Raw genomic sequence first — 24,410 nt, 5'->3', positions numbered from 1 at the left:
CCCAATGCCTACCCTGTACTAATGCCTCACCAGCTGTAGCGCACCCCGACATTCGCCCCCCAGGGCTGTTCAATGTGTTCACCATTGCTGTAGTCGAAATCGGCATGCAGTTGCAGCCGCTCGTTAAGTGATATCGCCAGCCCCGCCCCCAGTTCACCACGTGAGCCGGACAGGTCGTTGTCGAAACGGTTGTCATTGACTTTGACGTCGTTACTGTTGACGAACTCATGAGCGTATGCCAGGCGCACGTATGGCTGAGCGAAGCGCCCTTGGCCAAGGTCGTAGGTACGGCCCACGGTAGCGCCGACTTTGCCCAGCAGCGAGCGGGTATCGTCGCTATTTGCCCGCAGGCCGTTATCCAGCTGGTAATCCTTGCCTTCGATACTGACGGCCGACCATTGGGTGTAGGGCTCGACGAAATAGCCATTGCCCAGTTCGACATGGCGGCCGAACTCGGCAGACACGCCCAGCCCGAGGTTGTCGTAATCACCCTTGGTACGCTTGCCATCACTGAGGGTCACCTCGGAGGAGTTGTCAAACCGGTTGAGTTTGACGACACCGTCGAAGTAATACCCGCTCGCGGCATCCAGCCACGTGCTGTAAAGCCCCAGGTAATAGCTTTTCACGTCGGCCGAAGCCCCGCGATCAAGGTTCAGGTCCGAACTGCTATGGCCCGCCATGACCCCGACCAGCCACTGCCCATCACCCACCGGCAGCGGGGCATCGGCACCGATGGAGAACCCTTGCTGGACCTGTTGATAGCCGCTGCCGGCTGTGGTCGATACATTGAATTTGTTGCCGTATGCCCGGACCCAGCCACCCGCCTTGCCTTCATCCTGGCGCAATTCACCCATACGGCTACGCAGCGTGGTGAGTTCGCCATACCAGACAGTAGGGGCGGTGTTGAACAAGGCCAGCACCGACGCCGTGCCCGGGCTGATGATCTTCCTCGAACCATCCAGGAACCAGTCGTTACCCCGCTGCGCCAGTTCATAGGAGAACGCGCCAAGGTCGACCGAGCCGTTGAGGAGCGAAAACTGTGCATCACCACTGCCAGCATGAACCAGGTGAAGCTGGCTTGCCTCCAGCGGATCCGCGCCGCTGCTGCCAACCAGCAGGCTGTGAGCACCCGTGGCAGAGCCGGTCACTTCAAGAAAGTCAGTTTGCCCGGTGCTGAAATCGGCATCCATGATGAAGGTGCCATTGCCACTCAACTCCCCAACCGTCAGGCGCTGGTACTGATCGGCTTCGCCAAAACGTACCGAGCCTGCATTCAGGGCCAGGCTGCCAACGGTGCTGTCTTCGACCATATTCCAGCGCGCGCGGTTGGCCACGGACAATGCCTCGACGTTTTCCAGGCGCCCGGTCAGGCTTGCGTCTTTGTCGAGGCTGATGCTCGCACTGGAGCCCGCTTCCACCTTCACATCGCCGACCAACGCACTGCCCTCGACAGCCATCGTCGCTGCCGAGTTGCCCAGCACCTCCAGCAGGATGCCATTGCTGCCCACCAGACTCGAACCGGGCCCTACCTGGACAGCGGCCTTCGCTGGCCTGCCAGGATAGTCGCCGACGACAATCGCCGAGCCATCCTTGCCCTCCACTGTGCTGCCCACCAGGGTGACCTTGGCGGGTTCCGTGAATGCACTGTCACTGATTATCTCCAAGCCACTGCCTGCCCCCGTCAAGGTGCTGCCTTGGGCATTTAGCGCGGCGTTGCCAAACAACGTGGCGGCACTGGATGTGCCCTCTCCGACCAAGGTGCTGCCCTCCAGGTTCAAGGTAGAATTCGCCGACAGCAGCGCACCGCCTTGCCCCCCCTCCACATGGCTGTTGACCACTGTCGCTGTGGACCCCTCGAGATCGCTACGCTGCAAACGCAAACCGACGCGGTCGCTGACAACCTTCGAATTGCCAGAGATGATGGCATTCCCATTGACCACCGAAACGGCATCAGTGCCATTACCCGTGACAGTGCTGTCGGTCATCCGAAGCGTACCGGCACGCACATCGATCCTTTCGGTTGTGGCACCTTCGGCAACCAGTTCCGCCCCCCGGTTGACGCGGTAGCTGTCAAGAGGCGTATCTTGGCCAATGTTCAACTGATCATCGACAATCGTAACCGCGTGGCTGACTTGTGACATTGAAAATGCCGAGGCCAATAGTAAGGCGTGGGCGAGCGGATGCATTCTTGCATGTCCAGGAATCATGGATTTTACCCCGTTAATACTTCGTATAAATGAACTGTTCTGACGCTACGAATTCCCGAGATTACAAGTCCAGTTCCGAAATAACTGTAGGAAAATTCTGATTTTCATTTTGACTTCATCCGTGACTTTTCTACGCACCCCACTCCACCTACGGTTTAGGTCTCAAGTCGCAGGTTGTTAGGCCGTTATGCATGGTAGCAATCGTCTCCTGAACGGGGGACTCGTAAGTTTTTTCATTCAAAACAAACGAATAATTCGCTCGCGCACGACCATCGGGCCTATTATTCTCCGGGTCATAAATTTGCTTCACGTATGTTTCGAATGGTACTTTCCAGATATAACCTTGTGCTTTGATCTGCCCCCAAGTTAACTCTTCATCCAACGCAGCTCCCGCCACAGGATCTTCGCCAGTATAATCATGCACTGCGGACCAGTGCATAAATACGTGGTCCTCGTCCTTCAAACCATGCTCGGCCAGGTCTGGCACTTTCACACGGACTGCCGGTTCCACGTCATCTTCACCTACGTAAATCGATCTACAGTCCAACCAACCCAATTCGCTAAGCCCGAGGAAATCAGGTGCAACAGGATGAATACCCACAGCCTCTACCAGCACATGGGTCTCTTCCGAGCGAATCGGGTTCGGGTTTCCTGGGCGTTGCACTCTGTAATAAACGAGCACGGTGTCGTCGCCTCGCGCCTTGATAACGTCCCACGGGACTGTTTTGGTTATTTCAGTTCCGGGTTCGCCATCCTGAACTTCATGATCTATACCTTCTATATAGGCATCGCCCCAATAAAAGGTCAGCACATCACCCTGCTTGAGCGCGGCATTGACTAGAAGTGTGAGCGTTGCCGGCTGTTCATAGTCCCCAGGATCTACCAAGTGGTTCTCCCCACCCGATTCCCCGTTGATCGTGACTTTCTCCAGCCCCGGATTCAACGGATCCGGCCACTTAGGGTTACCAGGGCCAATTTGCTCCAGGTTGACATTCACAACGATGTTTTTCGAACCTTGCAGCACAGTGCCGCGACGAACCTCATAGGCCACGGAAGTTGATTTATCCCCTGTACCGTCTGCGCCGTAGTCCGCAAGCAAGGTGTCAGCATGGATGGAGAACGCTAGTGGGAACACCGGCGAGTCAGTGACCGGCCGCCACTCCGAAGGGGCCTGCTCGCCCCAAATAACCCGCACCTGGTCGGTGGGTTTCCAGTTGTCAAACTTGGGGACCTGCACAATAACCCCGTCAAAGGCATCCTGCTGGTAGATTCCCCCATCCGCCGCCTGCGGTACGATCGGGTCCTTGAGGTTTGCGGGCAGCGCCCCTAGGGCGACGCCGATGTGGGTGATATCTGACAGGTGGCTGTTGTTGCCTGCCTTGTCCAGCAAGACGTAGACAGCCATTACACCGCCATCCCCCACCTTCTCGATCACGTCGGCTGAAACAGGCAGTTGTGCCGGTAGTGCACCAACTTCCACGATACCGACCGGGTCAACACCCCACGGGTCTTCAGGAATCGATGCTTCCCACCAGTAGGCAACCCGGTCACCAGGCTGGTAGTCAACATATTCGGGCAGTTCGAGTTTGACGCCGCCTTTGTTGGCATCCGTGACTGCAGGGATAGCCGGGATTTTTGTAGGTGCAGTCTGATTGTAGGGTGGCACACGGTCGAAAATAAGTTCAAGGTCTAGCGAGTCACTATGCTCCCCATGGTAATGCGCAACTTCATAAGTGAAGGTATTTATACCCTCCCCCCACTTAGCAATCAATTCCTTTGGCACTTCGCAATCAAAGGGGAATTTTCCTTCGTCTCCCCGAAAAAACTCTGCGGTCGTGATTTCTGTACCGGTTTGCACATGCAAAATCGTCAGCGTATCGTGAAAAGTAGGATGGCCCGGCATCTGCCAAGGATTTTCAATCGTGATAATCAGTCGCGATGCTTCCTCCCTGAGGTACTTCACAAGCACAGTATTATCCTTTGGAACCGCCAGCAGTTCGTCCTTGATCGTCATGGCGTCCAACGTTGCCAGGGGTTGTGCACCGGCGTTGCGCATGTGGCGCACGAAACCTGAATTCTTGGCACTGTTCATGTGTAACCTCGCACAAGGTTTACGCTGTATTGAGGCGCAGAACAATCCACCTCCCTTTTCGTCCATACTCGTATCTGCACTGCCCTCACGCAACTGGCACTTTTATCAGTTGACAATGCGCCATACCCTAAGAAATTTTATTCATGGACTGCCGGTTACTGGCTCCCTCGAACTTGCGCGAGGCACCATAAAAAAACCCGCCTGTTACGGCGGGCTTCTAACTATTTGAAAGGGTCTGATTAATATGCCTGACTGGTCAATCTGTCCAACGCATCATACCCATACTCTGCAGTTTCAGCGCGCTGTACGGTGTCACACCACAAGAGCCTGCCGCTTTCCTCACGCCAGGCTGACAACAGCTTCCCTCCAGCCCCTTGTCTGCGCCTAACGCCACTGATTGGGCGTGTTACAGATGGCACATCCACCCTGATCACATTGCCTTGCTCGTCAGCCGTGAATCGCCGATTACCCTGGTCCCAGACACGGTTGCCCTGTTGGTCGAACGCCTCGCCGAACAATTGGGGGGCTTCCACACTGATCAGCCGCCCGAGCCCATCGTACGTCAACTTGCGCCCGGCATCGTCGCAGGTAAGATTGCCATCGCAGTCATATTCCAGCTTGATATTGGTCGGGTAATCTGCATGGCTGTTTTCGATGCGGCTCAGTTGCGCCGGGTCGTCTTCCTCGAAGTAGTACCTGGCCAGGTTATTACCTTCGGGATAGGTCGTACTGACCCGGGTAATGTTGTCCAGTTCATCAAACCGGAACACCTGCTCCCGTATGATATTGCCATACGGGTCCTCGGGAGAAAGGCGGCCCTCGCAATTATAGATGCGCAACCGGCCACGAATGTCGTATACGTAGGTTTCATGGCGTAACACTTCAAGGATTTCACCTTCACCCAGTGTCTTCCACACGATCGCATCTTCCGCATCGTAACCTTGGGTCAGCGATTGCAGCGTAGCGCCCGTGTCGAATTCACGCTTCACTTCTCTGTCGAATTCGTCAAATGCCAGTCGTGTTTCAAGGTATTGGCTACCTTCCGTGGTCCGGGTCTTGAACAGCCGCCCAAGGCCATCGTATTCGAAGTTCGCCGTCATCGTGCCCAATGTCGTTTTGTCCAGCCTGCCGTAGCGGTCGTAGGCATAGGACTGCTGCCCGCCGACTACGTCGGTGTAAGCCAGCTGGCGCCCCAGCAAACTGGCCTGGTAGTGCATGACATGGGTTTCACCCTCATACTCCCGGGTCTCGCTCTTGACCTCCCCGTGGCTGAAATACTCACGCGACAGTACCAGCCCCAGTTCCTCGCAGCGCTTCAGACGCGCGTTCTTGTTGTCGAACTCGTAGTCGGCCTTGATCCCCTTCTCGACGATCTGCCGCAACTGCGGTTCGTCACTGAGCTCAGGCTGATAGCGGTACTCGATCAGTTGATTGCTTGGGGTCAAGACCGTGCTGGGTTTCATCTCGCCCGGCTTGAAACCGAATTCGCGCACCCGCCCACCCGTGATCGATTTGACCATGCGGTCCAGGCCATCGAAACGCTGCTCGCCCAACACCATGCCGTTGACACTGATCTGGACAGGCAGATCCTCTCGGCTATGCTCGGCGTAGTCGCGGTGCACCACGCTGTCATCAGCGAGGGTTTCATCCATCAGACGATCGAATACATCGTAGACAAAGCGCTGAGTTTCACTGCGAGCATTGACTTCACGCGCTTTGCGCTGCAAACCATCATGGAACGTCAGGTTGATGCTGTACGACTTGGCGTCGGCATCAAACCGCTCGACACGCGCTGGCTCATCGAACAGGGTAAGCCAGGTGACGGTTCTGGCGCTGCGCTGCGTGCCATCAGCGGACTCGCGCCACTGCGTTCGGCTGGGCCCTGGCGAGCCAGAGATGCCAATCGGATCGTAGCGATCAAAGTGACGCACCCTGTCCGCTGCGATTTCGCAATACTGCCGGCCCCAGCCATCGAACAGCATCTGCCGCGGCAACGCCAACTCGCAGGGTTGCTGCTCCGGGTAGTCCATCCAGTCGAAATCGGTTTCGCCAACCAAATTGCCCAGCGCGTCGTATTGGGCAGCATAGCGCGGCCGCCAGCCGGCGCGCTTGTTGACGTCAACATTGTCGGCGTCCTGGCGTGACTGCGCGACCACCCGATTGAGCCCATCGACCAGGGTGCGGGTAATCACCCCCTTGACATCCTTGGCGGTTTGATCGGCCTGCCCGCCCGCCCCGCTGACCAAGGTATAGGTGTATTCGCGCTCGGCTTTCAAGTCTTCGTCATTTGGCGAGACCGTTTCCTTGATCACACGCCGTAAGGCATCGTAAGCGTAAGCGATTTGCACATCATTATCGTCGTAGTTCAGCATGGGCTGGTTGATGAACACAGAATGGTGCAGGGTAGATACCTTCTGGGCGTGGCGAATAGTGCCACCATCAAGCGCTTGGCCATGGTCGAAACCGGTGAAGGTGCGCACCTCCTCCAGCACCTCATCACCCAACTCTGCGCGTTTGGCGAACCGGTGCTCAACTTTCGTATCGTAGCCATTGAGCGTCTGCACCTGCCGGGTCATGCGGCCGTGCTGCAGTGCAGTTGCAGGCGCGTTCTCGTAGTGACGGACGGTGTACTGCAGCCCCTGCTCCTGCTCCCCAATGACCTGCATCAGGTCTTCCTCATGGGCCTCGAGCCAGCCCTTGCCCACCTCTGAGCCGCCCAGCGCTGGCAGGTGCTGGTAACGGAAACGGGTGCGCAGGGTCTGCGCCTGGCCTTCGCCGGTGGTGGCCGGGTGCACGGTGCTGGTCTTGCGGCTACGGGTGAACAGCTGCGGGTCGGCCGGGCAATCGCTGCCTTCGCCGGTGTGCGGGTAGTAAGTGTGCCGGGCGTGGATCGTGCCGGCCAGGGTGGCGAGCTCGTCGATCGCATCGCCTTGATAGACCGGTGCTGCGGCCTGGGACTCCAGCTTCAGGTTGCCATGATCGTCGTAGTCGGTAATGAGCACTTCCTCACGCAGCCGGGTGGGAAGCTCCTTGATCTTCCAGCGCTTGAACTGATGCCTGGGCATCTGGAAGTAAGCCGGTTGCTGCTCGAAACTGGCATTGGTTTCGTGGTAAATGGTCTCGACTTCTTCAATACAGGTTTCGCGACGGGGCTGCTCGGCGCCTTCGTCGTATACCTCATGGGCTTGCTCGGTACGTTGCAGGGTCAGCAGGTGGAAGCGGTTGAAGCTGCGCTCGATGCTGCGCAGCGGTGTGTCGCCGACGAGGTAGGTGGCAGTCGAGCCGTAGCTGAAGCTAGTACCGGTGAATTGGTAGAGGTTGTCCTCGCCATTGTCGCGCCAGGAAATGCCACTGCCCATGCCGAGGAAGTTGTTGCTGGTGTAGTTGTAGGTGGTGACCATGTCGGGCTGGTCGAAGCCAGGCTTGATGGTGTGCCTGGTAACCCGGGGCAACGGGTCGTGCGCATCGCCGGGGAAGCGGTGGCCGGCATCGTTGTAGTCGATGGTTTCGGTGCCGCCGACGGGTGTACGCACGGTTTTCAGGCACACCACACCACGCACCTTGTCGTAAGTGAGCCCCCAGCTGGCCTTGTCGTCGCTGGGCAGCACGATGGTATGGGGCAGGCGAACCGCGGGGGTGAAACGCTGGTCGAGCTGGAGCGTGTAGGTCGCCAGGGCGGTGCCGCCTGGGCCGGATCTGGGGTGCAGGGCAAGGATGATTTCAGCGCTGGTGTAGTTGATGGCCAGCAGCTCGAGCCCAGTGTCGTCCTTGATGCCGGTCAGGCAAGGGGCCCCCTGGAAATTACTGTAGCTAAGGGTGATGCCATGGCCCGAAGGCGCCTCGACCCGGGTGGGCAGGGCAACGCGGTTGTCGCTGGGGCCTTGCAGTTCCAGCAGCTCGATCAGGCCGGCCTTGTGCTCAACGCGCCAGCCGCTGCCGTGGTCGTGGAAGTGGAAGCTTCTGAGCTTGCGTTCCTTGAATACCTTGCCGGTGCCGTCACTGGCGTCGCTGCCTGTGACCTTATAGCTTTCGCCGGTGTGCAGGTGCAGCAGGTTGCTGGCGGGGTCGTACTGGGTGAGGTTGAGTGTCCAGCCCATGCCGAAGCCCGAGTCCTGGGTGTTCATCGGGTTGAAGCCGATGTGCAGGGGCAACGACGGGCCGCTGAGATTGTTGGCGGCGAGCTCCGGCAACTCGATGCCCAGCGTGTATTGGCCGGTGCGGGGGTCGACGCTGTTGTTGATGAAACTCAGGAAGTTGAAGGCGTTTGAATGCAGCATTGATTTGGTAGTCATGACCAGGTCCTTGAGTAGGAGGACCCACCCCGCTTGGCGAGGCGGGGACACATCATTGAGCAGACCACTCCAGCGTGTTGCGACTGTCTTCAATGCTGGGTTCAGGGAATCCGATACGCAACCGATGCCGTGTTCCATCCTGATCGTAGAGTACGAACATCAAAGGCTTGTCCAGCATTTTTCTGTACTTTTTGCTTTCTTCGTCTGTCATATCGTCACTCCAGAAGGGCATGTCCGACAGGCGATGCAGCATGATCAACAATTCTCCCGGCCCTGGCTCTTTGCCTGCGATCAGGTTTTTCTCTATTTTTAGGTAGGACAATTCCTTGGCCATTTGCGTCAGATAGCTGTCATCCTTGAGCTCGGCGACTTTCTCCGGTTGCCCCGGTTCCGGCAATTCCCTGAACGCATAGGACAGGTAACTGAAGAACACCTCATCCACCTGCTCGCTTTCCCACCGTACCGATGCCGCTGCCGAATCCTTGTCGACCCTGCACGTGGCGAACTTGATGTTTTTCCCTTTGAACCTATGCACCAGCCTCCAGTAATCGATCGATTCCAGCATGTAGCTGAATTCGTCCTTGGGCGCCCCATTGCCCGGGTCGTGAATTCTGCCCGCACCGTTGCGTACGCGCTGGCGGACAAGCTCGTAGTCGTCTGTTGAGGGACTATCGACGGGGGCGGCAGTGACGCAGACAAAGCCTTGTTTGTCACGGGAGTCCCACCAGGTGCCGTCATCAGCCTGGAACTTGGCATAGAACTCCTCCGTCGCGGCGACGCTGCTATGGAGCCAGAGTTCACGGGTGCTGCGTGTGGCTTCGGAACGCACTTGCGGCATTTCACTCTCTGTTACAGGACCGTACAGATTGAAACGGTTTCGCTTGACGCTTGTGGCCCATTTTGGAATTTCAAGCGGCAAGCCTTCCTGACCAGGTTCAAGGAACTCTACCTCGGAATTGCCGCTGCGATAGACCAGCCTCATGGTAGAGAGCTCGGTCACTGTAAGCGGAATGGGATATGTGACACCGCCCACACTGACCTCCTTGGGTTCAACCACGATTTCCAACGGTATCTGCTGCATGCCATTGGCCAGGCAGATGGGGGTGCCCTTTACGTTGATTTTAAAACCTTCGAGCTCTGTCCATCTGATAGGGGGCTCTTGGTAGGCGTGCTGGACAATCGCGTAACCGGTTTGCTGGTCATTGATATCGGCCATCACTACGCTGATGGGGGCCTGGGCCTGAATCGGCGGGTTATACACTCCGTCTTCGTTGATCTCTCCCTCACCAAATACCTTCCAGGTTGCAGCCTCGTGCCACTCAGCGGGCAAGCGGAAGGCAATCGGCGCGATGCCGGTCATCACAGGCACATGAAATGGCGTCACATTAAGTTGCTGGGGGTAGGCAAAGATGACCACGGTGGCAATATCGCTGGTAGTTGTCGCCTGGTCAGTGACTCGGATTTTCTGCAAACGCACTTCAGGCAAGTAACTCTCAGGATCGAAAGGTGTGAAAAGCCGCCCCGCAGGTCGCTCGGGATCCACGACCAGATCACCGTGCAACTGCCCATTGTCCGGGATCAGCTCCCAGCTCAAGTCGCCACCTGTTACAGCGCCGGCATGCAGCTTGATAGGGCCCATGCCAATACCCCAAGTGGCCACACGAGGGATCACGTTTACAGCTTGCCGGGATTCCACAACCAACCCCGTGCGTACCTGCTCCCCCGCAGCGGAAGAAAAACGCCCCGATACCAACACCAATTGCTGATCGCGCTGGAACTTCTCAGTCCCCATCGCCTGGTAGGTCCCATCCTGCATGCTACCGGCCGCGAGTGGCTGATTGATATTGACTGCCTGCCATTGCGCCCTGACCTCGTTTCCCTCGTTGTCGATGATAAAATGTTGCGTGCTTTCCGGTAATAATGCGCTTTGCAGGGGCTCGACGAAAAATGACAGTGCAGTAGGCTCGATGCTGCCGAAAATTACATGATCCAGTGGGTCCTCGCGATCTACCATGCTCATCTGAAGCGCGTTGGGCAAAGTGAATTTCTGCAGAATGCCAGGCGCTTGCTGGTCATCGATAAAATGGCGCAACGGTGCCGCGATCAACGCCGTGGCGTTATAGGCAGGCGCTCCTTGCACGGTCAGGTCATCCGGTATCAGATACGGGTAGTCGTCAGGATTACCCGGCATCCTGCCCGGCTCGCTGTTGACACGCAGGTGGCAGAACAGTACGACCGCGCCGTTACCGTATTGGTCCGAATGCTTGTCGCCACCCTCAGGTGCCGGCTGGGTACGCACCTGGAAACTGCGCGGGCTCAATGGCCCATAATCGTTGAAATCCATCATCGCGCAGCTGTAGATCTGCCTGTAGGCAGGGTGCGACTGGATTTGCTCGCCCAGTTTGGCGCCGATCGCCAGCCTAGCGTCATCACTCAATCCCAGGTTGCAGCTGAACCGCTCCCCCTGCGAGAGGTCCAGCATCAATTTGCCCCTGTCGTCCACGCTGCCCACCCGCACACCCAGCTCAGCAGTCATTTCGAGCATCAGCCCCATGTCTTCACGCAACGTCTCACTGCGTAAAAGGTAGGGCGGGCTGCCAGGGGGATGGAAGGTGGAGGAATAAGTACCTGCCACAATATTGAGCCTGACCGTGGCCTTGGCATTGGTAAAGGTGGCACTTTCAAAGGAGACCTGCGGCGCACCGAGTACGATATCGCTCAAAGTGACGTGCTCAAGGTCGCCGATGACCACCTCATCGCTGAATGGCAACAAGAAGCTAAGGTCGTTGAACGCTGCCATGTATTGTTCCCGCAGCATACGGTTAACCTGGCCGCGGTCAAACGCCAGGATGGCGCCCCAGTCGAACATCACGTTGCCTTGAGCCAGACGCTGCAACAAAGCGGATTTGGGGTTACTTTTCATTGTCCGACCCTCCAGGCAAGGCTGCGTCTTCATCTTGTGCCGTCAGTTTCTCAACCAGCAATTCAGGCGTGAGGAACGGGATGGGTAATATGGCGTACGTCCACAGCCAGAAAGTTCTGTTGTCTTCAATTGCTGCCACCACCGCATAACGGCTCAAGGGTTGGCCATCGTTGGCTATCGGGGTATACAAACCATCCTCGAACGTACCGTTGCCAAGCACCAGGTACCAGGTCGTGTCTTCGGCAGGCACTTCGTAGTCATTCCCCTTGCCTGATCCCCAGAACTTCAACCGTATGCCGTTACCCTCAACATGGTGGGTGAACCAGTTGGTTTCATTTCGTAATGGCAGCAATACCGGAATCTGCTCCTGCCCATTGCCCGATTCCCTTGATACGTTAACGGTGTCAATTGCCAGTACCTCTGCCAGGTCGTCCTCAATACGCCAGGCGGCTGTAGCACGCAGACGTCGCCATTCGTCGCTCTTGCGCGTCCCCTGTTGAAGGCCACCAACAGGCGCCACGTAGAGCATGCTTTGCTGTACCGAGGGGTCTGGCTGAGGGTCTTCCTGCAATGAGCCCTTGGCATCGGAAGGGAGGGTAAACGTGACCTTTTCTCCATCGAGGGTCGCCGCCGATAACTTGAACTTGCCACCTGCAGCGGCTTGCATGACCATAGGTGCTACCGCAATGCTGCGAGAGGTGATACTGACCAAAGCTTTGCTGTAACTCGTTCCACGGGTGGCGGTGACAATGACCTTCTTGCCGCTGCGCAGCACGGCGCTGGCGGCCGGTGCGGTGTACTCGTTGGACGTGAACGACCCACAATCTTCACCCTCGTCACCGGGTAGATTCGCCACGCTCCATGTCACTGACGCGCCTGCACCAAGCGTGGTCTCGAACGTCCTCTTGCCTCCGGCCTCCACCAAGGTTTCGTTTGGCTCGATTTCGAACTCTGTGCGTGCCGGCGCAAGGTAACCAGGCAATGTCAGATCACCCGGAAAGCGCACAACCGATGGCTGGGCAGACTCCTTGCCACTGCGGAACAACAGGCCATTAAGGCGGAATGCATCGATTTCCGTTGCCACACCAACAATGGTTTCGATCGTCTTTTCGAGGTGCTCGGCCAAGGCTTGCTCGCCGAAGTTGATGAAGAGCTCCAATGCAAAAGGGTGGCCTGCATTAGCCGCCAACGCTTGATCGGGCCACATTTTGCTGCGAAGGCTTGGCTTCGCCCTCAACTTGAGCGTCAACTGGCCAACGTTGTCGCCGGCCGTTTCCAGATGAAACGCGTACGAGGCCTTGTATTCCCAACGGTAGGACACCATGCCCGAGCGCGTCTGCTGGCTCCCGGATCTCACCTTGAAGGTGGCGGGCGCCTTCGCTAGGCCAAACCACTCAAAGTCCAACGTTTCGTCACTGGCCTTGACTTTGAAGTTTGTAAAGTCGTCTTCGTCGCTGCTGCTGGAAAAATTCAATAGCAGCCCCTGCGGGAATTCAATTATTTCAAGTACATCAGTATCACCTTCAACGGGAATACTCAAAAGCCCCGCTGTCGCCTGAATACCGGTGACGAACGTTTCACCCTCACCGCCTGTATACGTGGCCTTGAATGGTTCAATCACGCGTTCCAACCTTTCAAACCCAAAAGACACCAGCCGTTTGATCAGAAACTTGTTCCCGAGCAACAGGTTCATCGTGTAAGGGGTTACCGCATCAGGCAGCAGATAATGCATGTTTTCATCATCTGCAGGGATGCCAGCATCGGAGTTATTGCTACCTTTCATTGTGACGAAAAGCAGAACTTCCCCTTCGCCGTACTGGTCGGAGGCTCGTACTTTAGCAAGCGGCGCAGCATGGGTTCTGACCCAAAATTTCTCCGGCTGCAAGAAGTCGCTATCCTTCATCGGCATCTCAGTGAGGACGAAAATCCTTTTGGCAGGCTCCCAGCTGTCGAAAATAGCTTTGTATCGCTGGCCACCGATCAGGTTTTCCTCATCGGTGTCGGCAAAACTCAGATAAAAGTGCTCAGCTTTCTGCAAATCCAGAGACACCGTCCCGGCCTGGGACACTGACCCTGGGCTGGCGTCCAGTGAAATCCTCACGTGCAAGGCTGGGCCATCGAGTGAATCGGCCTCTTTTACCCGAATCAGCTTCTTGACTTTGGCTCCAATGGACCTGGTCAGGGTCAATTGCTTACCGGCCGTGATACGCATGGTCAAGTCCGCGCGTGAATGCGCAATACTTGAGTTTTCAAACGATAACCGCGGCACATCCAGCGTATGATCAACTACCGCTTCCCACTGCGCCCCCGGGGTAATCGTGGTGGTAAATGACAGCGGTTCAAAATAGCTGTTATTGTCAAAACGATCGATGTACTCCTGAAGCAATAACCGGTTGGCGCGAAAACGATCGTACGCCAGAATGGCATCATACCCATACGTGCTCGGTTTATTTTTCAGATACGTGACAAATTCTTCCAGCGTTTCTTTGTTTTTCATGATTCCACCTATGGCTTTTAGCGGCATACGTGCGCGCCCCGTCACTTTCGCAATGTCATTGACGTCGGCGTGAAGAGTGTCCAGTTATCACTCCCCCCTTGGCCCTCGAAATCAACACTGACGTTGAATTCAAGTGGCGAGTTATCATCCAGATTCTCAAGGGTCTCTTTCAGCAAGATCGCGTTGATGACACCCTTGTCCACCTCCTCTTGAGTCACGGGGGAATTACGAATGGGATAAGGCCTGGGTGAGCCACCGGCGACGCCCAGCAAGGTAATGACCAGGTGTTGCCCCGGACTCATGAATGGCCAATTGGGCAGTGTCAGGTCCGCGTGAGTACCTTTGATATCTTCTACGTACAGGTCGGTGTCCCTGCGCGGGCTGCACTGCACCGTGGGGTATTTATCCCGGGCCAGGGGAAGAATGCGCAAATTTAACTTCTTGGACTCATGCCCCACGGGCGCTATCCTGTAGTAAACCGGAAACCGCTTTACACTGGTTTCACCCTGTTCCATGTTGGCTGCCACCGCCGCCGGGGGTATGTTCAAAGGTTCTGCGGGCACCGTCCCAAAAGGGAAAACAAATGTTTTATTGCCTAATTCGGAGCGCCCCTGCCAATAAACTTCCAGGGTTTCGCCCTCCCTCAAGGTGACACCGGACAGGTCGATATAAGCTCCCGCCGTTGCGTTGCCCGCAGGCAGCCTTGCATTGAACTCACCCTCGCCACCCTCACTTTCCGCGAAAAATACTTTCAAAGGGGCATCCTCACGGCGAACAACCAATTCAACCTCTCGCACGGTCGCGCTGTAGGCAACACCTTCGCGAGCGACCTGATAGCCCAGCCTGATGCGGCCCAGCCCCTTCAACTTGTCTTTTGCCAGATTGAATACAATCACCCCGCTTTCCAGGCTGCTCAAGTCAACGCGCAGTTGCTGTTCACCCCATTCATCATTGAAGTGCAGCAACAACCAATCACTCACCATGAGCTCTGCATTGGGGGGCACGCGCAATGTCAAACCGTCGGGGAACAGTTCCGGGTCGAGCAGGCCGCTTTCATAATTATCGATGTCCAGCGCCGGCAGCAGGGGCGGCGTATCAGGCACCTTATCGACCTGGAATGTCTGGGTCGGCGACTTCAAACGTTTCGGGGGGGCGGCAAATTGGATCTCATAATAAACTTCGGCGTACCCCTTTTTTATGAAATCGAAATAAGAGGATGGTACATTCCAACTCAAGACCTGCCCGACGTGCTGTGCCTGCACGTCGATAAGTTTTGACCATGTATCATCTTGCGTGCCGTCACTTTCATATCCCACGAATGTCAGCGTCACTTTGTCTGCCACTTGCATGGCTTGATACGCAGGTACCAGGAAAGTGGCACCCGCACTGCCCAGCGAGTCCGGGTCAATAAACAGATTGTGTGACTTCGGCGCCTGGGCCACCGGCATATGCTCAAGGCGGTGCGGGCGCACCCCCACGAAGCAAAAAGCGCGCATCGACTCCTCCAGCGCCGGAAACGTAGGCTGAAAAGACGCAAATGCGTAGCCGTCGGCAGCCGCCACGACAAATGCATTGGACAAACTCACTGTTGCCCGTTTTGTCCTGGGGTCGAAGTTGTGATCGGCGATATCCACATCCCCGGAAAAACCGACTGCGTTACCGAGTTTGTCGGCACCTGTCCAGTTAAAGACTATCAGTTGACCTACGGCGATACCGTCATAGGTTATAAAAACGTTCAGGGCCTCCCCGCCCAACTCATCAAGGTCAATTTCGTCATAGGGTGTGAGGCCTTCGATTATCGGGCGGGGTGGGCGATCTGCGCTGTCGCGTTCACTAGCAGTATTCTCGGTCATGGCTTCGACTCGGCATCCGATTTACGTTTGCCCACACGCTATCGCCTACCTAGCACACTGCCTACTAGCAGAAATAACAGGTCGGCATCGTCGGTCGTGTTGTGTCACCTCGCACTTACGCACCCCACCTCCCTATTATTTTTGCCAGGTGTTGCAGGCGCTGGCGCTCGCTAGACTCGATCTGCACGCAGGGCGCCATCAGCGAGGTGACGTTAATAACACTACAAAACACGTAGGCGCGAGCCATGCTCATACGGGCTGCGGCTCAAGACTGACAAGCACGCGGCCGCGAGGGTGATGAGCGCTCAGACCAGTGGTTCTATTGCACATAAGTCGGGGCAGCTGGAACAAGCCATCAATTCCCATGCATCCCACCGCCCGTAGATACCGCGAGCATCAACACGTCGCGAAGTGCGATAACCATGAAGTATTTGTGGCATGTCTCATTCCGGCAACAACCAGTACTACTGAAGCCTACTCTTCTGAGCAAAACCACGAGATTTCATCATGTCGAACCCACTCAAATACGGAATCATCGCTTTACCCCTGTTGCTGTCCTGCCTGCCTCAAGCGGTACAGGCAGCGACGCAGAACGGCACAATCCTTATACGGAACAAAGACTATGAGCAATGCTCACTGACTGTGCCCGGTGAAGGCTCAGGCAAGCTTACACAATATGAATTCAATCTTCCGGACTCGAGCTGCAAGAATATAAAACCACGCACAATACAATTTGATGGCCTCCCCAGCGCCGCGACAATCCTGATTACCGATGGCCTTGGTTGCGACTTGGAAGATGCCAAGTTCCGACTAAAACTTCGCACTACCCGCCGCGTAACATCCATGCCCGCCTTCGAATTCGAAGACTTGGTTTCATTCGAAAACTACATCGCACCCGGTGTGCTAGTGCTTGAAAAAGACTTCACGCAAGACAGCGACGCCCGGGACAGCACTGCTTGTATCCGTATAACGACCTCGCCAGCCACCAAGCGCCCTGATCCTATACCCGCAACGCAGGTTAAAGAAGCCGCATACTTCGTGGATCCAAGGGAGCGATTCACATGCGGCTTACACGAGGTGATCACGGCGCGCTTACATCGGGGCGACGAAACGGATGGCCGGACCGCCTACATATGCGCGACCTTCAAGCAGGCTTCAACTGATCTCTTGAGAGGGCCTCTCTCCTGGTCCAACAAAATCATCGAAAGCAGTGGCACTTATTATATGTGCCCTCCAGGAAAGGTCATGGTTGGCCGCGATCACTGGAATGACGAGAATGGTTCCACGACTTATGCCTGTGCCTCACTGAAAAACGGGAGTAAAGATCTGGAAATTATATGGTCTGACGGGTGGTCCGCACCACAAGGAGAGCATGAGAGCGGTTTTGCCTGCCCCACCGATAGCTTTCTGGTAGGGCGCTATCACGATGGCGATGAAGAAGGCCCTACCCGCTACCGATGTGCAACTGCACAGTGAATATTGAACTGAACTATCAAGACCATCACCCCCAACATGGAACTTCTGGGTGAGGGACTTCAACCGCCCCGGCAGATCAGAAAATTGAATTTCATGATAAATTCAGCGCCCCCCTTTTCGCTTAGCATACGCACTGGATACTAGCAAAAAAACAATAAGTCGGCATCGGCAGTCTTGTTGTGTTACCTCGAGGCCGCCCACCCCACCTACCTAGTATTTTTGCCAGGTGTTCCACGCGCTGGAACTGGCTAGACTCGACGTGCACTCTTTTTTTCTAGCCAATGAGGACCCGCTCATGAACAGTAAATGGCCCGCACCTGCGGCCGCAGCGTTGCTGCTACTGCTGTGCAACTCTGCCGTTGCAGAACTTGCAATCATCGATCCTAATGAAATTTCGCCCCCTCCGCTAGTGGAGTTTCACCATGACTTCAAGTGTAAACCCGGCAATGTAATGGTGGGGCGTGTTCGCTTGGAAGACAAAGTTGGGTACGTATGCGGAAGTGTTACTCAAAGCGGGGAGGTGCTCAATACCTACAATGAAATCAAAATTATTGCAACAGGCGCTCTCGCCGACTGCCAGAGTCCGAAGATCATGACCGGGCGTGGCCGAGACATACTTGACGCCTCAAACTACTGGATACATTGCGCTGAAGTCAGAGACATCTGGGGCCAACCATTGACCCCCTCTCATACCAGCACCCGGAAATTCAAAGAGCCTGACCACGGCATGCAATGCGCTGCAAATGAAGTACTTTCGGGCATGGCGCTTTCCAGTGACAAGGAAATGGAGACCGAGTACTACTGCAGCAAACTGTTCTGACCAAACATCCGAGGTTTCATCATGTCAAGCGCACTCAGACTCAGCATCATTGCTTTACCCCTACTGCTGGCCAGCCTGCATCAAGCGGTGCAGGCAGCCACACAAAACGGCACAATCCTTATCCGGGACAAAGACAATGCGCAATGTTCACTGACTGTTCCCGGCGAAGGCTCAGGCGAACAGGTAAACTATGAATTCAACTCTCCCAACACCTGGTGCAAAGATATAAAGCGACGCACCATACAGTTCGATAACCTCCCATCTTCCGTGAACATCCTGATTACCGATGGCATTGGTTGCAACACAGAGGATGGCAAGTTTTCGATGGAACTTCGCACCACGAGGCGCGTGACGTCCACCCCCGCCTTCGAATTCGAAGACTTGGTTTCCTACGAAGACAATACGATCATCGCCCCGGGTTTGATGATGGTTAAAAAAAGAAAAACTCAAGACAGCGACGCCAGGGACAGCACTGCTTGCATCCGTTTAATTACATCGTCACGCACCCGTCCTACCCCCCCGAATAAATATAGAGTAAAGGTAAGTGAAAACGTAGGCACCACAACTAAATTCACATGCGGGCTTCACGAGGTGATGCTGGGGCGCAAGGTAGAGGGCGGAATGCAAACTTATACCTGTGCGACTTTCCAGCTAGATTCAAAAACTCTCGGGGTAACAGATATATCTTGGTCCGATAACATCCCTGAAATGACGGGGGTTTACTTTATGTGCCCACCCGGGAAGGTCATGGTTGGCCGCCATCAATTGATTCCGGTTTTCGGAATCACCACTTACGCCTGCGGCGCACTCACACACAACGACAACAATCTGAACATTCGATGGTTCGACGGTTGGTCTGCACCACAAAATGAGAATAAGAGCAACTTTACCTGCCCAGACGATAGCTTCTTGGTAGGGCGCTATCACGATGGCGATGATGAAGGCCCTACCCGCTACCGCTGTGCAACTGCACTTTGAACCTGGAGCTGAATTGTCATGACCATCACCTCAAACACAGCGTCCAACGCCTTCAACTTCCTGAGTTTCGTCAATAACAGCGTCGACCCCCGCACCGGCCAATACACGCTGGGCATCGAGTTGCCGGAGCTCGCCGCCAACAATCTCAGCGGCCCGTCGTTGCCCCTGCACATCGGCTTCAACCCGATGAACACCCAGGACTCGGGCTTCGGCATGGGCTGGACGCTCAACCTCACCCAGTACGACCCCGCCAGCAACCTGCTGCACCTGCACACCGGCGAAAGCTATAAGGTCACAGGCAGCGACGCCAGTGACGGCACCGGCAAGGTATTCAAGGAACGCAAGCTCAGAAGCTTCCACTTCCACGACCACGGCAGCGGCTGGCGCGTAGAGCACAAGGCCGGCCTGATCGAGCTGCTGGAACTGCAAGGCCCCAGCGACAACCGCGTTGCTCTGCCCACCCGGGTCGAGGCGCCTTCGGGCCATGGCATCACCCTTAGCTACAGTAATTTCCAGGGGGCCCCTTGCCTGACCGGCATCAAGGACGACACTGGGCTCGAGCTGCTGGCCATCAACTACACCAGCGCTGAAATCATCCTTGCCCTGCACCCCAGATCCGGCCCAGGCGGCACCGCCCTGGCGACCTACACGCTCCAGCTCGACCAGCGTTTCACCCCGGCGGTTCGCCTGCCCCATACCATCGTCCTGCCCAGCGACGACAAGGCCAGCTGGGGGCTCACTTACGACAAGGTGCGTGGTGTGGTGTGCCTGAAAACCGTGCGCACACCCGTCGGCGGCACCGAAACCATCGACTACAACGATGCCGGCCACCGCTTCCCCGGCGATGCGCACGACCCGTTGCCCCGGGTTACCAGGCACACCATCAAGCCTGGCTTCGACCAGCCCGACATGGTCACCACCTACAACTACACCAGCAACAACTTCCTCGGCATGGGCAGTGGCATTTCCTGGCGCGACAATGGCGAGGACAACCTCTACCAATTCACCGGTACTAGCTTCAGCTACGGCTCGACTGCCACCTACCTCGTCGGCGACACACCGCTGCGCAGCATCGAGCGCAGCTTCAACCGCTTCCACCTGCTGACCCTGCAACGTACCGAGCAAGCCCATGAGGTATACGACGAAGGCGCCGAGCAGCCCCGTCGCGAGACCTGTATCGAAGAAGTCGAGACCATTTACCACGAAACCAATGCCAGTTTCGAGCAGCAACCGGCTTACTTCCAGATGCCCAGGCATCAGTTCAAGCGCTGGAAGATCAAGGAGCTTCCCACCCGGCTGCGTGAGGAAGTGCTCATTACCGACTACGACGATCATGGCAACCTGAAGCTGGAGTCCCAGGCCGCAGCACCGGTCTATCAAGGCGATGCGATCGACGAGCTCGCCACCCTGGCCGGCACGATCCACACCCGGCACACTTACTACCCGCACACCGGCGAAGGCAGCGATTGCCCGGCCGACCCGCAGCTGTTCACCCGTAGCCGCAAGACCAGCACCGTGCACCCGGCCACCACCGGCGAAGGCCAGGCGCAGACCCTGCGCACCCGTTTCCGTTACCAGCACCTGCCAGCGCTGAGTGGGGCAAGTGCGGCCAAGGGCTTCCTAGCGACTGGTGGCGAAGACGTGTTGCAGGTAGACGACGAGGGTGAGAAGGTCTTGCGCACCACCACAAGCCGCTTCCTCAAGGAGAGCGAGCACAATGCTTTCCTGCATGGCCGCCTGGACCAACAGACGGTGACACTGAAAGACTTGAGCGACCCTGACAGGGAAAAAACTGCGACTTCAACGTTTTTCCATTCGCTGATCAACGATGACAACCAGCAAAAGACGTTGCTGCAGGTGCGCGAGACCTTCAAAGGTCATGACCTGGCGGAACGGGCGGTTGCCCGTGCCGTGTCGATCCATACCGGCCTGCTGCACCGCGCCCAGGATTTCAACAAGGTTGAAACTCACTACCACTACGATGCCCTCAACCGCCTGACGGTCGAAACCATCGCGCCCGGAACATCTCATGAAGCAGTCCGTAGATACACCTATGAGCTTGGCGCAAAGCCAAACCAAACGGTAAAGGATGTAAACGGGGTGGTCAGCCGAACATGGTTCGATGGTTACAATCGAGCTATCCGCGAAGAACGAGAAACCGAGGATGAGAAAACCGGTAAGCGCACCTGGCACGATGTGCAAACCACGCACTACGACAGCGCAGGCCGGGTCGAGTCGCAGACCAGCTACGATTACCTGGAGAGCGAGACACGCACCCTCACCAGTACCTTCGGCTACGACGGCTGGGGCAACCGCACCAGCACCCTGATGCCAGACGGCGTGGTGGCATGCACTGAACGCTCGCCCTTCGGCAAGGAAGGGTTCATTGTCCAGCAGTGGCAGGAGCGCTTCACAGAAGCCAGACCACGCATGCGGCGGCAGTGCGTCAGCACTGAATTCAACCGTTTCGACAAACCGCTCGAAGACCGGCGCCTGGACCTGAGCGGCCAGATGGTGGGCAGCACGCGCTACCATTATGACGGTGGCGGCCGCTGCGTGCGCCAGGTGCAGCAACTGCGTGACCCACTGGACAAGGATGCAGCGCCACTGGAGCAGACCACAAGGTTCAGCTACGACGTGTGGAACCGCATGGCCAGCACCGAGCGCCCGGATGGCAGCAGCCTGCTACGCCGCTTCGCCAGCCATAGCATCAATGAGCTCACCACCGAACTGGAGCTTGCGCCAACCGAAGGCGAGGCAGGCACCATCATCTGTAAGCGTACGTTCGATGGCCTGGAACGGCTCACCCATCTAACGGTCGGCAACAGGACAGAAAGCTTCCGCTATCAAGGCCAAATGACACTGGTCGATGAACATGAGAAGCAATCGGGGCGCATCCTCAAATATGCTTACACACCGGAGCTGTCCCACCAGCCCGTCTCGATCACAATGACCCCCAAGGGTGCAACAGCCGCCAACGAAGAGTCCATCTTCGGTTACACAAGGCCCGACGCAGCGATCACTTCGGCTGGCAACGGCGCGGGTACTCGGGACTATGAGTATACCGACCAAGGCTACCTGCTGAAGGAAACCTGGACGGACAAGCAATCGGCGGGAAGCTATTTCATCGAGCATCTAGCGTCGCTGCAGGGTCGCCCGCTCACCCGCAGCAGCAGCGACGGCCCGTTGACCCGTTACGAATACGATGACAAGGGACGGCTTGAGTCCACGACACAAGGCAACCTCACCGCCACTTTCACCTATGACGACGACGGTCGCCTGCACACCACCACCACCGTTGACCGCACCAGCAAACGGCAGAGCATCAGCGCCGTTGTCTACGACGACCTGGGACGTGAATGCGAACGCAGCGTGACCCTCGATGGCGGCAGCACGCGAACGATGAAACTGGTGTGGAGAGACGACGACCTGTTGCATAGCCGGGCGACACTGCGAGACGGCCAGCAGCGCCTGCTCGAAACATTCCGCTACGATGCATTGAACCGGCTGGACAAGGTCACCTACACGGTTGAGGACGAGAACGACGCCGAGACCTACCTGCCGCGTAACCGGGCCGGACGCTCTATCGTGAGCCAGACGTTCCGCTTCGACGCCTTCAACAACCTCACACGCTGCAACACCATGTTCAGTGACGGCAGAGACGACCAAGCCCGCTTCAGCTATGGCAATGCAAGCACAGCCAACGTCCACGACATGTTCCAGTTGCGCGAGCTGACTCATTCACTGCAGCCGGATTACCCGGTAGCGCAGGCGATCTATTATGACGATGACGGCAACCAGACCAACGATGAGTGGGGACGCCGGCTCGAGTACGATGACTTCGGGCGCCTGAAGCAGGTGTCTACCAGCGATGGCACTGCTGCCCTCGTGCGTTACCGCTACGATGGGCACAATCATCTGGTGGGCGTTACCCAGGGTGGAGATACCGAACAACTGCGCCGCTACGAAGACTACCGCCTCAGCACGGTGAGCCAGGACACAGAGCGGGTGGACTACCTGCACGGCGGCGCTCATCCGCTTGGGCTTCAGAACCCGACCAAACCACAGAATACGCGCCTGCTGCTGACCGACAATACCGCCTCGGTCACTGCCGAGTATGGGGCCGCCGGGGTCAACGAAGCGTACTTGAGCCTGTATGGCGAACGCGGTGACGATGACACACTGCAGAGTCTGCTGGCGTTCAATGGTGAAGTGCGAGAACAGCAGCTCGACTGGTACCTGCTAGGGCGCGGTTACCGGGCTTACAACCCCGGGCTGATGCGCTTCCACAGCCCAGACTCGCTGGCCCAGGAAGAGGTCGGCGTGAACCCCTACCTGTACGCCCTGGGTGACCCGGTGAACTGGCGCGACCCAACTGGCCACAGGTCCTCGCCAGTACCGAGCAGGGATCCGAAACCGCCCTACCAGGACCCGCTGCCGGAACCCGAGAAGCCAAGCATTTGGGGGGCGATCTTGCCGGTCATTGCGGGGGTTGTAGGCTTGATGGTCGGCGTTGTACTGACTGCAATTCTCCCCCCTGCGGGTGCGCTGCTTCTTGGGGTTGTGGCCCTGGGCATGGGCATCACGGCAACGGCGTTAGCAGCCAAGGAGGAAGATCCAAAGAAAGCCATGATGTGGAACAGCATAGGGGGTTTCTTCCTGGGTGCCGCTACGCCCTTGATATTTAGTGGGGGGGGCGGGACGTACAAGCAGTGGAAGGCGAACCGGCCTTCAGCGCCAGGGAGCAAACTACCAAACCCAGCCAGTAGAACAAGTTTGACAGAATCGCCTGAAGTGGCAGCGGCAAGCTCAGACTCGCAGATAGGCGCAATGCCCGGGCCGACTAATTCACCACCGGTTCCGGCATCTGCGGCACCTGCGGCACCTCAAGCAGGTCAGGCACCTCAAGCAGGTCAGGCAGGTCAGGCAGGTCAGGCAACTCAAACAGCTGAGACACCCTCGGGGTCGTCAAACTGGCTGCAAGGGATGTACGTGCGTCAAATGCTTAAGAGTGCAAAGCAGGTTGGGCGACAACGCGAAGAAAACGTACAAGGCCGTTTATCGGGCGATCCTACACGCAGCAACATACATAATCAAAGTGGATTCGACTTGCTTTATTAAATCATAGCTAACAGAACTACCAGCATTTCGGGGCCGCAAAGCGGTCCCGATTCATTTCCCCTCAAAATCGTTCTGATGACAAGTTCATCAGATCATGCAGATATATCCTACATATCCCCGCGCACGCATTCCCTATCGTGCCCCTCGTAAC

At 56.8% G+C, this 24,410-nt stretch carries 10 protein-coding genes; 4 read left to right on the top strand and 6 right to left on the bottom strand.

The features are described from left to right. Positions 1-26: 26 nt before the first annotated feature. From OZ911_RS07110 to OZ911_RS07085, 6 genes are all read right to left on the bottom strand, one after another. Positions 27-2,141: an autotransporter outer membrane beta-barrel domain-containing protein gene (locus tag OZ911_RS07110; protein ID WP_023049043.1), complete on the bottom strand. Its 2,115-nt coding sequence runs from the start codon at positions 2,139-2,141 to the stop codon at positions 27-29. Positions 2,142-2,355: 214 nt separating this feature from the next. Next, complete coding sequence (locus tag OZ911_RS07105) at positions 2,356-4,299, bottom strand: hypothetical protein (protein WP_031312458.1); 1,944 nt, start codon at positions 4,297-4,299, stop codon at positions 2,356-2,358. 239 nt (positions 4,300-4,538) lie between these two features. Then, on the bottom strand, positions 4,539-8,591 hold the full coding sequence (locus OZ911_RS07100; RefSeq protein WP_268968589.1) for an RHS repeat domain-containing protein: 4,053 nt from the start codon (positions 8,589-8,591) through the stop codon (positions 4,539-4,541). Positions 8,592-8,643: 52 nt separating this feature from the next. Beyond that, positions 8,644-11,514, bottom strand: a complete 2,871-nt coding sequence (locus OZ911_RS07095; RefSeq protein ID WP_023048923.1) for a hypothetical protein — start codon at positions 11,512-11,514, stop codon at positions 8,644-8,646. Continuing rightward, entirely contained in the window at positions 11,504-14,011 is a 2,508-nt protein-coding gene (locus OZ911_RS07090; protein WP_070086968.1) for a hypothetical protein, read from the bottom strand. Before OZ911_RS07090 ends, OZ911_RS07095 begins: the two co-directional genes overlap by 11 nt. Positions 14,012-14,052: 41 nt before the next feature. After that, on the bottom strand, positions 14,053-15,864 hold the full coding sequence (locus OZ911_RS07085) for a hypothetical protein (protein WP_023048925.1): 1,812 nt from the start codon (positions 15,862-15,864) through the stop codon (positions 14,053-14,055). Positions 15,865-16,371: 507 nt separating this feature from the next. On the opposite strand from OZ911_RS07085, the gene OZ911_RS07080 reads away from it, so the two are divergent. From OZ911_RS07080 to OZ911_RS07065, 4 genes are all read left to right on the top strand, one after another. Further along, positions 16,372-17,340, top strand: a complete 969-nt coding sequence (locus OZ911_RS07080; protein WP_023048927.1) for a hypothetical protein — start codon at positions 16,372-16,374, stop codon at positions 17,338-17,340. Between the two features lie 295 nt (positions 17,341-17,635). Next, the gene (locus OZ911_RS07075; RefSeq protein ID WP_023048928.1) at positions 17,636-18,160 is read left to right on the top strand and encodes a hypothetical protein; all 525 of its coding nucleotides are present in this window, start codon (positions 17,636-17,638) and stop codon (positions 18,158-18,160) included. Positions 18,161-18,181: 21 nt separating this feature from the next. Next, on the top strand, positions 18,182-19,138 hold the full coding sequence (locus tag OZ911_RS07070) for a hypothetical protein (protein WP_023048929.1): 957 nt from the start codon (positions 18,182-18,184) through the stop codon (positions 19,136-19,138). A gap of 18 nt (positions 19,139-19,156) precedes the next feature. Further along, positions 19,157-24,259, top strand: a complete 5,103-nt coding sequence (locus OZ911_RS07065; protein WP_268968588.1) for an RHS repeat-associated core domain-containing protein — start codon at positions 19,157-19,159, stop codon at positions 24,257-24,259. Positions 24,260-24,410 lie beyond the last annotated feature (151 nt).

Source organism: Pseudomonas fortuita (assembly GCF_026898135.2).
GTDB classification, from domain to species: Bacteria; Pseudomonadota; Gammaproteobacteria; order Pseudomonadales; family Pseudomonadaceae; genus Aquipseudomonas; species Aquipseudomonas fortuita.
Note: the sequence above shows the minus strand (reverse complement) of the source record. Positions and strands in the feature narration are given on the sequence as shown.